The sequence below is a fragment of the Okeania sp. SIO2F4 genome (assembly GCF_010672385.1).
Taxonomy (GTDB): Bacteria; Cyanobacteriota; Cyanobacteriia; order Cyanobacteriales; family Microcoleaceae; genus Trichodesmium.
The window spans coordinates 1-15,357 of sequence record NZ_JAAHGT010000032.1; the positions used below are offsets into that span (position 1 = coordinate 1).

The following is a 15,357-nucleotide window of genomic DNA, read 5'->3' on the forward strand; positions in this document are numbered from 1 at the left end:
CTTCATTATTAATAGTAGCATCACCTTCAGAGGTAATAGCTGTTTGGTCTCCAGTAGTAATATCACCTCCCGCTTCATTATTAATAGTAGCATCACCTTCAGAGGTAATAGCTGTTTGGTCTCCAGTAGTAATATCACCTCCCGCTTCATTATTAATAGTAGCATCACCTTCAGAGGTAATAGCTGTTTGGTCTCCAGTCTCAATATCTTCCCCCGCAACCACATTTATTCCTCCCGCACTTCCCGACTCAGAACTAGATTCTAAATCTTCAGTTGTCACAGATCCGTCAGCAGCAATAATTTCTACTTGACCTGCTGCTGCTCCCCCTTGGGTGGTGACACTTGCAGTTCTAATATCACCTTCAGTGCTAAAAGTATTCAAAGTAATATTCCCACTGGTGCCATTGGGAGCGCGAGTTTGAATTGTGCCTGTATTAATACTCCCACTACTACTTTGAATACTCACATCTCCACTACCTGCATTACCAAAAGATGCCACATTATTAATATTGACACTACCACTAGCATCCAGACTAATATCACCACCTGTAGCAGTTTCAGCATCACCATAAGTAGCAATATGATTAATATTCAAGTCGCCGTTATTCATAGTTTCGACAGAAATTTGACCGCCTGCACCATTAATGGCAGTTGAAAAAATAACGCCCGTGTTGATATTGCCATCGTTGTTGATGATATTAACAGCTCCGCTATCTTCTCCACCAAAAGAACTAATATTGCTAGTAGTAATCTCACCCTGACCTTGCTGAATAATAGTAATATTACCGCCACTACCTCCAGGAGCGAACGAACTTAGGTTGGCGCGTTCCTCTGCAAAGATAGTCGCAACATCTGCTGAAGATACATCAGCATCACTAGAAATATTTGCTTCTTCATCCAAAAAGCCAACAGTGGTATCAATATTTCCATTAGTTGTTTCCAGAGTAATATTACCACCTCTTGTTCCTCCACCACTAAAGCTTTCGATAAAACCTGTAGTAATATTTGTTGTGGCGCTGAGGGTGACATCTCCGCCTTCCCCTTCTGCTGAAAAAGAGCTTAATTCGCCAATGCTTGTATCTATTGCACCATCTGCAAAAATAGAGATATTGCCACCCTGACCACTACCTTCGGCAAACGATCCTATAGTTGCTGTTTTCACATCACTATTACCTGTAATATTTACATCTCCTCCATTCCCATTACCTTCTGAAAAAGAAAAGATATTTTCTACTTCAATATTACCCGCGCTGATAATATCCACATTACCGCCATCACCTGTTCTCGAAGAAGATGCTAACTGACCATTGATAGTATTAATAGTTCCCGTTTGACTTTCTATAAAAATTTCTCCACCACGACCTCTGTTATCAGCGCGGGAGTCAACATCAACAATATTAATATCACCGTTACTGATAATAGTAACATTACCTCCATATCCCCGATCGCTGTAGGATACAAGTTCTCCTTCACTTGTTACTGTTCCTTCAATACTCTGAATAGTAATGTTGCCACCAGGGTTGCCTTCTGCTTCTCCAACTTGAGATTGAGTTATGGTAGCATTTTCTCCATTGTTTCTCACTGGAGGTCTATCGTCTGGGTTTCCTGCGGAGGAAAGTATATCACTTGTGGTAATATTACCTGTAGCAGTGATGCTGATATGACCTGCTGTTCCGTTACTGGAAAATGACTCAATTTCTGCAGTCTGAATATTTCCTTGACTACTCAATGTGACTGCACCTCCTTCACCATCTCCTGCTTTAGAAGATATTCTTTTTCCTATATCAATTCCACCTGTGGTACTTTCGAGCAGAATATTGCCACCTTTACCATTACGATCGCTTCTGCTGTTAATTTCATCATCTATACTAATATCACCATGACTTGTGATAGTAACATCCCCACCATCACTAAAGTCAGCAAGACTATTTATTTCCCTTAGAACATTTACACTACCTTCAGCACTTTCAACAGTAATATCACCACTACTACCACTATTTGTTTCTGTTTCGGAAATAGGTCCTTCAGGATCGCCAGCGGTAGAAAGAAGTTTTCCTGTAGTAATGTCACCCGTAGCTATGATATCAATGTTACCTCCATTACCGTTACGAGAGAATGATTCGAGATCGCCTTTTTCTATCTCAATAGTTCCCCCAGCATTGAGAGTAATATCTCCTCCATTACCCGTACCACTTTCATCCTGAGATGATGACAAGCTTTCCGACTGGTCTTCTTCATTGAATGGTATACCTGCAAAAGAAGAAATATTATCAGTTTTGATATTTCCTGGACTGGTAATGCTCACACTTCCAGCATTCCCATTAAGGGAAGAGGATCTGAGTTCACCTCTAGTTGTATCAACATTACCGCTTGTACTTTCGAGGGTAATACTCCCACCTTGACCATTACCATCTGAACGAGAGTCAATATTACCTGTTGTCAGATTGCCACTGCTGGTAATATTCACATCTCCAGCATCTCCTTGTCTTGAAAAAGAACCTAATTCACCTCTACTGGTATCTACACCACCGCTGGTACTTTCTATAGCAATATCTCCACCTCGACCATTACCTTCTGAAGAGGAAGAAATTGTTCCTACCTGGATATCACGAGGAGCAGTAATCTCTAGATCACCGCCATTACCTTCTCCAGAAGAAGAAGATAACTCACTATTGATAGTTATAGCACCTGTTTTACTTTCTATTTTAATATTACCACCATCACTACTGGTCTTAGCTTCGGAGTTAATACCTGCTTCCCCATCACTACTACTAATATTAATGTCATCTTCACTGATAAGAGTAATATTTCCCCCTTGACCTTGGCGAGAAAATGATTCTATAGCTCCTGCATCTATTTTACCTTCAGCTTTGAGAATAATATTTCCCCCTTGACCATTACCATTTGAACGGGAGTCAATACTACTTGTCCTGAGATTACCACTACTGGTAATATTCACTCCTCCAGCATTTCCTAATTCCGAAAAAGACCTCAATTCACCAAGACTGGTGTCAACATTACCACCTGTACTTTCGAGGGTAATGCTTCCACCTTCACCACTACCATTTGAACGAGAGTCGATACTACTTGTCCTGAGATTACCACTACTGGTAATTTTCACATCTCCAGCATTTCCTAATTCGGAAAAAGAAGATAATTCACCTCTACTGGTATCAACATTACCGCTTGTACTTTCGAGGGTAATGCTTCCACCTTCACCACTACCATTTGAACGAGAGTCGATACTACTTGTCCTGAGATTACCACTACTGGTAATTTTCACATCTCCAGCATTTCCTAATTCGGAAAAAGAAGATAATTCACCTCCACTGGTATCAACATTACCGTCTGTACTTTCGAGGGTAATACTTCCTCCCTGACCATTACCTTCTGAAAAGGAAGAAATTGTTTCTGTATTAATATTATCTCTGGCGATAATCTCTACATTACCGCCATTACCTGTTTGGGAAGAAGAAGATAACTCACTATTAATAGTTATGGCACCTGTTTGACTCTCAATTTTAATAGCACCACCATTGCCACTGGTATCAGCACGGGAGTCAATACTCGTTCCATCAGCAATGTTAACATCACCATTACTAATAACATCAATATTACCCGCATTTCCTTGATTGCTATAGGAAATAATTTCTCCTTGAGTTGTGACTGTACCCTCTGTACTTTCGATTTTAATGTTACCGCTTTGCCTACCTGTTTGTTCCTCAACCTGAGACTGAGTTATGGTCTGAGTTTCTGAATTTTCTCCTCCCACAGCAGGTCTATCTTCTGGGTCTGCTGCAGAAGAAATTATTTCACTTGTAGTAATATTACCTTTAGCTTCAAGGGTAATACTGCCCCCTGAACCTTCACGAGAGAATGATTGTAGGACTCCTGCCGTAGTATCTATCTTACCTTCAGCTCTTAGAGTAATACTACCACCGCGACCAGGGGTATTTTCTCCAGAGTTAGAATTAGTTGTTTGTTGTTCGGTTACTCCTGGTAACGAAGGTAAGTCGTTGTTGGAGTCTACCGGGTCGCCACTGGAGGAAAATATTTCACCTGTAGTTAAATCGCCATTACTGGAAATGTCAATATTTCCAGCATCTCCCGTTCCTGAAAAAGAAGCTAACACACCAGCACTGGTGTCAATCTTTCCGCTGGTACTTTTGAGAGTAATATCGCCACCCTGACCATTTATTTCGGAACGGGAGTCAATATCACCTGTGGTTAAATTGCCATTACTGGTGATAGTAATCTTTCCTGCATCTCCCTCAATAGAAGAAGAAAATATTCCTGTATTTTCCTCAGTTCCAACAGTATCAACATTTCCGCCTGTACTTTCTATGGTAATATCTCCACCCTGACCTACTACTGTCAAGGAATTAATTTCACCTGCATTAATATTATCAACAGCTTTGATAGTCACATTTCCTGCATCTCCTTCTAGTGAAAAAGAACCTAATTCACCACTACTGGTATCAACATTTCCGCCTGTACTTTCTAAGGTAATGTTTCCACCTTGACCATTACCTTCTGAAGAGGAAAAAATTGTTGCTACCTGGATATCGCCAGGAGCAGTAATATCTACATTACCGCCATTACCTGTTTGAGAAGAAGAAGATAATTCACTTTCGATAGTAACAGCACCTGTTTGACTTTCTAGAATAATATCGCCACCACTACCATTGATATCGCTACGGGAATTAATTTCATTACCTATATTAAGATCGCCAAAACTTTCGACAGTGACACTACCACCATTACCAGTAGTGGCAAAACTATTGATTTCTGCTGTGGTAGTTACTGTTCCTTCTGTACTTTTAATACTGATATCACCACTACTAGCACCATTTCCCTCCGTCTGTGTTATTGTTGTGGTGTTACTATTTTCCGGGTCGCCAGCAGTAGAAAGAATTCTGTCTGTAGTAATATCACCTTTTGCTTCTAGAATAATATTGCCACCTGAACCTTGACGAGAAAATGATTCCAGATTTGATTCACCCTCAGTTCCTGCGGTAGTATCAATATTTCCCCCTGCATTGAGAGTAATATCTCCTCCATCACCACTACCAGAATTTTCTGAGTTTTCTGCTTCACCAAAGTCTCGACCTGCAAAGGAAGAAATATTTCCAGTTGTAATATTGCCCTGACTGGTGAGACTGATACTTCCAGCATTTCCACTACTGGAAGAAGATGCAAGTTCACCACGACTGGTATCAATATTTCCGCCTGTACTTTCTAAGGTAATATTCCCACCTCGACCATTTTCTGAATTAGAGTCAATATTACCTGTGATTAAATTCCCATTACTTTTAGCAATGACATTTCCAGCATTTCCCTGAGTAGAAAGAGAAGATATTCTTGCATCTCCTGCAACTCCGGTAGTATCAATACTACCACTGGTACTTTCAATAGTGACATTTCCTCCCTCACCAGCAAATGTTGATGATTGAATATTTTCAGTTTTAATATCTCCAAAAGCTTTAATAGTTACACTCCCAGCATTTCCGCTGACAGCAATAGTATCTATTTCGTCTGTGGTAGTTACCGCGCCTTCTGTACTTTCAATCCTAATATTCCCACTATTACTAGCATTTATTTCCGTCTGCGTTGTTGTCGTGTTATTATTTGCGGGGTCGCCTACATCAGGTTCGCCAGCAGTGGAAAAAACTGCCCCTGTAGTAATATCGCCTCTGCTAGTAATACTGACAGTACCTCCACCGCCAAGACGAGAAAATGATTCTAGGGTTCCGGCGCTAGTATCAATAGTTCCTTCTGCTGTCAGAGTAATATCTCCCCCACTACCGTTTGCACTCTGAGTTTGATTAGAGTTATTGTTATTACTCTCGAATGGTGATGAACCCTCTAAGTCTCCCCCTACATCTAACGGTTCGCCTGCGGAAGAAAATATGTCTCCAGTTTTAATATTGCCTTGACTGGTAATACTGACATTTCCCGCATTTCCCCCAACAGAAAAAGATGCTAATTCTTCACTACTGGTATCAACATTACCACCCGTACTTTCTAGAGTAATATCTCCACCATTACCACTACCATCTGAACGAGAGTCAATATAACCCGTTTTTAAATCGTTATTGCTGGTAATGGTGACTGTTCCACCATCTGCTTGCAAAGAAGCAGAAAATATTTCACCCCCAGTTGTATCAACTTCACCGCCACTATTTATGGTAACATTTCCTCCTCTATTATTTCCTCCTGTGGAAACATCAATTCCACCTGTTTTAATATCACCATTAGCACTAAGAGAAATATCTCCACCACTGGTTAATTCTGAATTGGCATTAATTGTGGTTTGAGTAGTATCAATATTCCCACTACTAGAAATAGTAATATTTCCTGGTTGTCGATCGGGAGCTGATGTAATTATCTGTTCAGTTGCAGTAAGATTACCATTAATACTTATTTCAATATTGCCACCAGCAAAAGTTGAAATACCTTCTACTTCTTCACTAACTCCACCAATAGTTAAATTATTTATTGACTCAATAAATAGCCCTTTTTCTCCTGTGAATACTTCTAAATTATTTACATCTATACGCAAGGGTGCTTCAGCTAAACCAACACCACTAATATCTTGAGTTTCAAATATTGCTCGGTCTGCACTAATTAAAGAATTGGGAGAAACTCGGCTAATATTTCCTCGATTAGCATTAACTAATAATTGACCAGTAGTAGTTAAATTAGCTAGATTTATATCGCCATTTTCTCCTAAATTTCCTAGTAGAATTGTAATATCTCCACTACCTGCATTTAATGTTGTTCCTTCTCTTTGATTAATGGAAGCTGCTCCTGAGTCCCGATTATTAATATCGGCTCCATCATCATTACCAAATAGAGCAATATTACTATTGCCACTGGATGTATCTATATCAGCATTTATATTAATACTTCTTCCAGCTTTTAATTCTATAGATTCAGAAGTTTCTATTGGTTGATTAACAGTTATATCATTGTCCGCTTGAAGAATAATTTCACCTTCTAATCCTTCTATTTCTGCAGCAGAAAATGTTTGATTATCCTCTTCATTTTGATTTGGTGTTTCGGCTCCTACAATTATATTTTTAGGGTCAAATAATATTTTTCCTGGCTCTCCTAATGCTGCACTAACATTAACATTTCCATCAAAAATTAATTGCTGTTTGCCTGATATTTCGACAAACCCTCCATCACCATAAAATTCTCCTCCTTTCGCGCTAATATTTCCAGCAAAATTAGTTGTATCATTTGACCAAATTATGACTTGACCACCGTTTTCATTGTTAATAGCGTCCGCGGAAATAAAAGAGTTATTGTTAACAAAAGTTTGCTGAGAATTGGGAACAATTCCATCACCTTGGAAGTCGCCACCAATTAATATTCTTCCTCCACCATTTAAACCGTTGGCCTGAATATTGGCATCAATAACTGCCACGCGATCGCCTAACACATTAATTTGTCCACCATTGTATCCCCCCTGACCCCCCTTTGAAAGGGGGGGAGTGGGAGGAGTGGAAGTTGTTGATACATCAATATTTCCAGAGGCAACTGCTACTCCTTCTCTATCTGTCAAGACCAAATTACCTTGAGCATCAACTATCACAGATGAAGCATCATTTGTGTCGCCACCTGTTAACAACTTTGCTAATGATAATGGTGTAATTGACTCTCCCGATAAATTTGCAGAGGAAGGCGATACATCTAAACTCAAAACATGGCCTGGTTGAGAGATCCGCAACGTATCCCCACCATTAACTGCAGCGATCGTAATATTTCCACCTGCTGTAGATAGTTCACCTGTATTGACAACTGTACCCCCAGCGAGAGTAAGATTGTTTCCCGGATTTAAACTTAAGTTTCCCTCATTAACGACAGCACCTGGGTTAGAGACATCAAAATGATAACCACTGGGATTACCTACTAAATTTGAGTAGTCATTTGTACCCATTGCTTTAAACCAGAAGTTATTACCGTTGAAACCTATACCTGTGGCAGTAGTAACACTGAAGGAGGCAGGAACATTGAGTCTAGCATTAGGGCCAAATATTATTCCGGTAGGGTTCATTAAGAAGAGATTTGAGTTCCCACCGACTACTTGAATTAAGCCATTTATAGTAGAAGCATTTCCACCTGTCACTCTACCCAGGATGTTGCGAATGTCTGGAGTGGTAAGGAAGTTGGCGGTTTGACTAGATTCAACGTTAAATTGACTAAAACTGTGAAATAGGTTTGCACCGTTGCTGCTGCGAGTGCCACCTTGGATATTAAATTGGTTGCCGTTTTGGTTGACTGTAGTTCCTGTACCGTCTGTTGCTGGGATAATAGGTTGACTATGAGCAGGGATGGCGACTGTTCCCAATAGAGAAACAAAGGCCATCAGAGGATAAAGATGTAATGTTAATAGCTTCATCTAATTGACTGATATTTATTTTTTCTGAAAAAAATAATTATGATTAGTTCCAGTATATCTTTTCTATTCTATCAGTTACCACAATAATCAGCATTCAGAAGTCATACTATGTTCGGTAGAATAGTTATAATTAAGCTCGTAGTTTTGCTCTAGCCCTTTAAATACTTGTCTTATGGCTAGAGCAAAACTACAAACAAAAACTCTATTATAAGTAATTATTTGAACATGATATCAAAATGAAAAGTAGGGACGTTCCATGGAACGTCCCTACAAGGTTTTGGTTATTATGATGTGGTTTATGTATCTTGTAATCAGATTCACTGCCAATCTAATTGCGTATAAAAATAGGACGTATACACGCCCTATTTTTACTTAGTTAACTGCTTTTATTTTTCTAGTTAAATTAGTCAATATTAACTTTCACAACCTTATTTTTCTCAGCTTCAGCTTTAGGCAAATGTAGATGTAAAATACCATCTTTATAGTCAGCTTTGACTTGGTCATTTTGAACCCTCACAGGTAGAGAAATTACTCGTTGAAAAGCACCATAACGAAATTCCGAACGAGTCATTCCTTGTGATTCTGTCTGACTTTCTTGACGACGTTCTCCTTTAATTGCCACTGCTTCAGCAGTAACTTGTACATCTAAATCTTTCGCTTCTAAACCTGGTATTTCCAGTTTTAAATCAATAGTATCCTCAGTTTCCTGCATTTCCGCTGCTGGTGTAAATGCTATACCTTTTCCTTCACCATTCGTAGTCGGAGCCAAAGTATCAAATAAACGATTCATTTCTTTTTGCCAAGAGTCAATTTCACGCCAGGGAGAAAAACGAACAATAGCCATATTTATTACCTCCTAAATAGATGTTTTATCTGTTGATTAAATTTTTTTTTTCTGTTGTTTATGTTTCGATTTTAGATGCGATTTTGTGTTGAGTAAGTTCGGTGAATGGGAAATATGCGATCGCAATTGCCGTACTTTTTTATTATACTTACCCAGAAACCGGGTTTATTACCCCGATCATTTCTTTTAAAATTACGAGTTGATCGACCCGGTTTCTTGTTTAATATTTAGTCAAGATTAACTTTCACAACCTGATTTTTCTCAGCTTCAGCTTTAGGCAAATGTAGATGTAAAATACAGGATAAAAAGTTACTAACATAAGAAAGCACAAGATCGGTCGCTAAGACACCTTGAAATTTACCCTCTTTATCATAAACAGGAGCTCCAGCATTGAGAGCAAGTTGATCCCGACTCACCCAAGCATAGACATTACTCCATGTTGGTTCTCCTGAATTCTTATTCGCTTGATACCATTTTCGCCGACGCACATCAAAATCCAAAACTGTTTTGATGAATTCTCCCTGCTGACCTTGATTATCAAGTTTATGGATATTCTTATTTTTGCTCTTCGATTGGATGACAATTTTTGAAATATAGGAACCGTCTTCTTATCCCTCTATGGCAATAAAATCTCCTTTCTCATTGCCAAAGCCAACATTAGGAACAGATTCAAAAAGTTGAATTTGCTTCCATAGATAATATTGAGCACTTTCAACATCCTGAATATTTAAGGCTCCTGATTCAATGGCATTAGAGTTCATACCATTGACAACAAAAGGAGTAGATAGATAGGTTTTTAGATATTGTTGGACACGTCTTGTAACTTCCTGGCGAAGTTTCAGTGACAGCTCATTAATCGAATTTTGACTATTTCGAATTGACAAATACTCAACAATTCCCACGACTAAAATAATTTGGACAATGAAAGGAATAGCTACTATCCAACGTATAGAAAGTTTAAGGGGAATTTTGAGCATTTTAAGACTTTTGATAAAATTTTGTTAGCTGTAACGATTACAGCCTGAATATTTTGATTGAGCGATTAAATACCAAGTATAAAAGTCTAAATAAGAATTAGCCATTGATTTCTGGCGTTGCTGAATCAAGGTATGAAAATAAAAGCTAAATAATCTCAAGTATTTGTCATTAGACATAGGCGTGAAAAAGATATAGATTTTTTGTGGCTAGTAGGGAACACTTAACACTTAACACTTAACAGGGTATATATTTTCACGAAAAAGATACGAAAAATGATTTCGGAGAGTGAATTTGACAACTCTAGCTTGTCTTAAATAAAGAGCAAGTTTATTTTCTGGAGAGGTCTAATTAATAGTTTAGCGATCGCCAACAAATACAAATCATACCCACGCATCAGCAACGTCTGATTTCTTAGTAAGAGTGTAGAGACGTTCGGTAAAACGTCTCTATTGCTTTTATTTTTTGTTAATTATAGTAACAGGACTTACGAAGAGCCACCATATCTAGTAGGGGTTAACGGCCGTTAACCCCTACATATTGTGTAATATCTGATATTTTGCGTAAGTCCTGAGTAAATACAATCTCAATTAAACCGTGAATTTTGACAAAACACATAGGTATCAAACATAGCTCCCACTAAACTACAAGTAATAGCAATTACTAAACATCCTTGCCAGGGATGGCCACTACCGAAAGTTGCTAAGAATTGCCAAATTTGGGCAACACCAGATTGACCAATTCTCTGTAAACTGGGAAGATGACTAATTAAGGCAAAGCTCATCCAACTAGCCCCAATTAACATCATAGGAGTGATAAAGCTAAAGATACTTGCGAGTAGTAAAGAACGTAGCAAATTAGTTAAAATACCCATAATAATTAATTAACCATAAGTCCAGATATAATGCCACCTCAGTAGCAAGTTAACCAAATAGGCTAACCTACTTTCTAAGATAGAGAGCGATCGCTCAAAATCGGTAAATCTGTCAGAAAACTTCAATTTTGGTTCAAAAATCTTGTTGAAGATTGGTAAATTTCTCTCATTGTTTTATTTAATGTTCTAATTTATTAATTTCTATTGAGTAAGATTACTTTTCGATTAACTTTTGGGTCATGGGGATCACTTTAGGGTCATGGGGACAACGAATGTTGGCCGCCACATATTTAGCAGGCCAGGTAGTTTTTCATTTGCTACAGGGCAAAATTTATCGTCGTAATACTATTGAGCAAATGGCGATAGTCGGTCCACAATCTTTATTAATTGTCTTATTGACAGCTAGTTTTGTCGGTATGGTATTTACGATTCAGGTTGCCCGGGAACTTGTAGCTTTTGGTACAGCCAATATGGTTGGGGGGATGTTGGCTCTAACTTTAACAAGAGAACTCGGTCCTGTCTTGACAGCAGTTGTTGTTGCGGGGCGAGTCGGTTCAGCATTTGCTGCGGAAATAGGCACTATGAAAGTGACAGAGCAAATAGATGCTCTATATGTCTTGAAAACAGATCCAGTAGATTATTTAGTTATTCCTAGAGTTATTGCTTGTGGTGTAATGATGCCAATCTTAACTTTGTTATGTTTGGTAGCTGCTATACTTGGTGGACTAATAATTGCAGTGAATCTATACGATATTCCCCGAAGTATGTATATAGATTCTGTCCAAAGTTTTCTAACTCTTTGGGATTTGTGTAGTGGATTAACTAAATCAATTATATTTGGCGTTTTAATAGCTGTAATTGGTACAAGTTGGGGTTTAACTACTACTGGTGGGGCTAAGGGTGTGGGAAAATCTACCACTACAGCTGTTGTCACATCCTTAATATCTATCTTTATTTTTAATTTCTTTCTATCTTGGGCAATGTTCCAAGGTGTAGGTGGGGCAATGAAGCAAGGTTTGTGAATAATGAATAATGAATAATGAATAATGGATAATGGATAATGGATAATGAAAACTATCTCTAATTAGGGTTGGCTGAAAAAGTCTTTACTCCCTCTTTTAAATAAGAAATTTACATAAAACTATGACTGCTATTTCTACTTCAGAAACAAAACAAACTAATGAATAATGGATAATGGATAATGGATAATGGATAATGAAAACTATCTCTAATTAGGGTTGACTGAAAAAGTATTTACTCCCTCTTTTAAATAAGAAATTCACATAAAACTATGACTGCTATTTCTACTTCAGAAACAAAACAAACTATTGAACTTGCTCCTAGTTATAAAATACCTTTAGTACTAATAATTGCTGCATTACCTTTGGCATTTGTACAAAAATGGGTAAGTATAGCGATCGCTATACTAGGACTATTTCTATTAATTCAAACATTAACTATCCGTCTAAAATTTACTGAGACAGCCTTAGAAGTATATCGTTCAGAGAAACTCTTACGAAACTTTCCTTATCAAGATTGGCTCAACTGGGAAATCTTCTGGTCTCCTGTCCCCATTCTGTTCTATTTTAGAGAAGTTAAAAGTATCCACTTTCTACCAATTATTTTCGATCCTAAAATGTTGCAAACTTGCCTGGAAAAATACTTTCCTTTAAATCAGGATTGAAATAGCACTCAGCACTCAGCTATCAGCTTCTCAAGGTGTATAATAGAGTACTAAAACCCCATTAAGAACCACGCCCTTTTTCAAATATATTGGAGGACTTAAACCCTTAGAAATGAGAATTAAATAAAGTCCAGAATTTTTTGGCAAGAACTCAAATGATATGGAGTTTTTGAGCTGATAGCTAGATACTGTTTGTAGAGCATTCCGTTAGGAAAAGCTGATAGCTAGTTACATTAGAAGCTATAAAATTTTGGTTATAAATTACCATAACCACACTAAACCTGTGGTTATTTTTCCCTCTAATTAATAGTAGAAATTTTTCATATTTTTTTTACCGAATAATTAATAATTATTAATTATTAATTAAATAATTCACCCTTGAAAGGGGAGGCTTTAAAGGGGAAAAAGCGGTCGGAAAGCGCAGCATTCCGTAGGATGGGATGGCGAGGTTTTCCGAAGAATGCAGAGCCGCTCCGAAGTGCGCCATATCCAATCGACCAAGAGAGCGGTCGGAAAGCGGAGCATCACCTAGGATGGGATGGCGAGGTTTTCCGAAGAATGCAGAGCCGCTCCGAAGTGCGCCATATCCAATCGACCAAGAGAGCGGTCGGAAAGCGGAGCATCACCTAGGATGGGATGGATGGGTTACCTAACCATATCCAATCGACCAAGACAAGAAATAATATTTCCTTATATTCAATTCCTTTACAGTTTTAACCAGAGGTAATTATCCATTATCCATTATCCATTATACATTATCCATTAATGAAATGATGTACCCAGACGAAATACAACCACAAGAACAAAAAGAACAATCTAATACCTTAAATGAAATAATTCCTTCAACTTCGGACTTAGATGAAAAAATAGAAACTCAAACTATTCCTACAAATCAACAAGTTGCTGAGTCATTTGAACCCGATATAACTGAACCAATAGAAGTAGAATATGTTTCATCGGTTGAAGAGAATTCTACAGATGCTACTAGTTTGACTGAAGAGTCTACAACTCCGTCAGTTGAGAATATTGAAAAAGAATTGATATTAGAAGTTTCTGACTTCCAACAGCAAAAACAAAACTTGACAGAAGAAATAGCTACTCTACAAGAAACTAAGGCTCAATTACAAAAAGAAGTGATGGCCCAGACTAAGGCTATAGGGCGTTTAGTGCCAGAAGCTTTGAGTCAGTTGGAACAACGTAGACAAACATTACAAATAGAGGTAGAAAAACTAGAGCGTCGCAAAGAACGTATTCAAAGGGAGATGCGCACTACTTTTGCTGGTGCTTCTCAGGATTTGGCAATTAGAATTCAGGGGTTTAAAGATTATTTGGTGGGAAGTTTGCAGGATTTGGCTGCTGCTGCTGAACAGTTAGAATTGGCTCCACAACCAGAGGAATATCCTACTCCTGTGATGGAAAATACTCCTAAATCTCCCAGAAATTCTGAAAATCCCAAATTTGCTGAAATGGGTTTTGAGGAACAAACTAGACAAATTCGCCAGATTCTGGACGAATATCGGAATATGCCTGATTATTATGGCCAACCTTGGAGATTACGGCGTACATTTGAGCCGATCCATGCAGAACGGGTTTCTAATTGGTTTTTCTCTCAGGGTGGTCGTGGTGCCCTGCGAAATATGGGTAGTCGCTTGCAAAATATTTTGGTTGCTTCGGCGATTATTTCTGTACTGAGAGATTTATATGATACCCGGGTACGCGCTCTGGTGCTGGCTAATTCTCCTGAGCGTTTGGGAGAGTGGCGTCGGGGTTTACAGGATTGTCTGGGGATTGACCGCCGTGATTTTAGCCCAGATAGGGGTGTGGCTTTGTTTGAGGATGCGGAGGTTTTGGCCCTAAAGGCCGAGCGATTGCTGAAGCAGGGCAAGTTACCAATTATTGTGATTGATGATACGGAAGATAAAATTAGTCTTTCTATGTTACAGTTTCCTTTATGGTTGGCCTTTGCTCCTGAACCTAATTCTCAAAACTCAACCGATAGGTTTTAATGAAGGTAAGGATTCAGTTGTCAGCTATTAGCTGTCAGCTATAAGTTATGAATTTCAGGATTTACGCAAAGGTACTATATATAGAGTTCAAAAACTATAGCGTTATAGTTTTTGACGCTATATATGTAGTCTCTGGGTAAATTATCAACTTATGATGAAGGAGGAATTAGTCTTCAAGCTGTCAGCTATAAGTTATGAACTTTAGGATTTACACAAAGGTACTGTATATAGAGTTCAAAAACTATAGCGTTATAGTTTGTAACGCTATATATGCGGTCTCTGGGTAAATTATCAACTTATGATGAAGGAGGAATTAGTCTTCAAGCTGTCAGCTATAAGTTATGAACTTTAGGATTTACACAAAGGTACTGTATATAGAGTTCAAAAACTATAGCGTTATAGTTTGTAACGCTATATATGTAGTCTCTGGGTAAATTATCAACTTATGATGAAGGAGGAATTAGTCTTCAAGCTGTCAGCTATAAGTTATGAACTTTAGGATTTACACAAAGGTACTGTATATAGAGTTCAAAAACTATAGCGTTATAGTTTGTAACGCTATATATG

General features: G+C 38.2%; 8 protein-coding genes. 3 read left to right on the top strand and 5 right to left on the bottom strand.

The features are described 5' to 3' along the window. From F6K22_RS03825 to F6K22_RS03845, 5 genes are all read right to left on the bottom strand, one after another. Positions 1-8,407, bottom strand: an 8,407-nt coding sequence (locus F6K22_RS03825) for a two-partner secretion domain-containing protein (RefSeq protein WP_293093467.1), incomplete at its 3' end; no start/stop codon positions are given. Between the two features lie 403 nt (positions 8,408-8,810). Further along, the gene (locus F6K22_RS03830; protein WP_293093469.1) at positions 8,811-9,251 is read right to left on the bottom strand and encodes an Hsp20/alpha crystallin family protein; all 441 of its coding nucleotides are present in this window, start codon (positions 9,249-9,251) and stop codon (positions 8,811-8,813) included. 227 nt (positions 9,252-9,478) lie between these two features. Further along, positions 9,479-9,844 carry a cache domain-containing protein gene (locus tag F6K22_RS03835; protein ID WP_375340134.1) on the bottom strand — a complete coding sequence of 122 codons (366 nt, stop codon included), beginning with the start codon at positions 9,842-9,844 and terminating at the stop codon, positions 9,479-9,481. A gap of 15 nt (positions 9,845-9,859) precedes the next feature. Further along, a complete protein-coding gene (locus tag F6K22_RS03840; protein WP_293093471.1) occupies positions 9,860-10,228 on the bottom strand; it encodes a hypothetical protein in 369 nt (122 codons plus the stop codon). 584 nt (positions 10,229-10,812) lie between these two features. Then, the gene (locus tag F6K22_RS03845; RefSeq protein WP_293093473.1) at positions 10,813-11,100 is read right to left on the bottom strand and encodes a hypothetical protein; all 288 of its coding nucleotides are present in this window, start codon (positions 11,098-11,100) and stop codon (positions 10,813-10,815) included. Positions 11,101-11,339: 239 nt separating this feature from the next. On the opposite strand from F6K22_RS03845, the gene F6K22_RS03850 reads away from it, so the two are divergent. The 3 genes from F6K22_RS03850 (at position 11,340) to F6K22_RS03860 (ending at position 14,790) form a co-directional block, all read left to right on the top strand. After that, on the top strand, positions 11,340-12,122 hold the full coding sequence (locus F6K22_RS03850) for an MlaE family lipid ABC transporter permease subunit (protein WP_293093475.1): 783 nt from the start codon (positions 11,340-11,342) through the stop codon (positions 12,120-12,122). A gap of 269 nt (positions 12,123-12,391) precedes the next feature. Next, positions 12,392-12,784, top strand: a complete 393-nt coding sequence (locus tag F6K22_RS03855; protein WP_293093478.1) for a DUF3119 family protein — start codon at positions 12,392-12,394, stop codon at positions 12,782-12,784. Positions 12,785-13,554: 770 nt separating this feature from the next. After that, a complete protein-coding gene (locus F6K22_RS03860; protein ID WP_293093481.1) occupies positions 13,555-14,790 on the top strand; it encodes a DUF3086 domain-containing protein in 1,236 nt (411 codons plus the stop codon). The last annotated feature ends 567 nt before the right edge of the window (positions 14,791-15,357 follow it).

Bases quoted from the DNA above. Each gene is read 5' to 3' on its own strand.
- F6K22_RS03830 (WP_293093469.1), bottom strand. From the start codon at position 9,251: ATGGCTATTGTTCGTTTTTCTCCCTGGCGTGAAATTGACTCTTGGCAA.
- F6K22_RS03840 (WP_293093471.1), bottom strand. From the start codon at position 10,228: ATGCTCAAAATTCCCCTTAAACTTTCTATACGTTGGATAGTAGCTATT.
- F6K22_RS03845 (WP_293093473.1), bottom strand. From the start codon at position 11,100: ATGGGTATTTTAACTAATTTGCTACGTTCTTTACTACTCGCAAGTATC.
- F6K22_RS03850 (WP_293093475.1), top strand. From the start codon at position 11,340: ATGGGGATCACTTTAGGGTCATGGGGACAACGAATGTTGGCCGCCACA.
- F6K22_RS03855 (WP_293093478.1), top strand. From the start codon at position 12,392: ATGACTGCTATTTCTACTTCAGAAACAAAACAAACTATTGAACTTGCT.
- F6K22_RS03860 (WP_293093481.1), top strand. From the start codon at position 13,555: ATGATGTACCCAGACGAAATACAACCACAAGAACAAAAAGAACAATCT.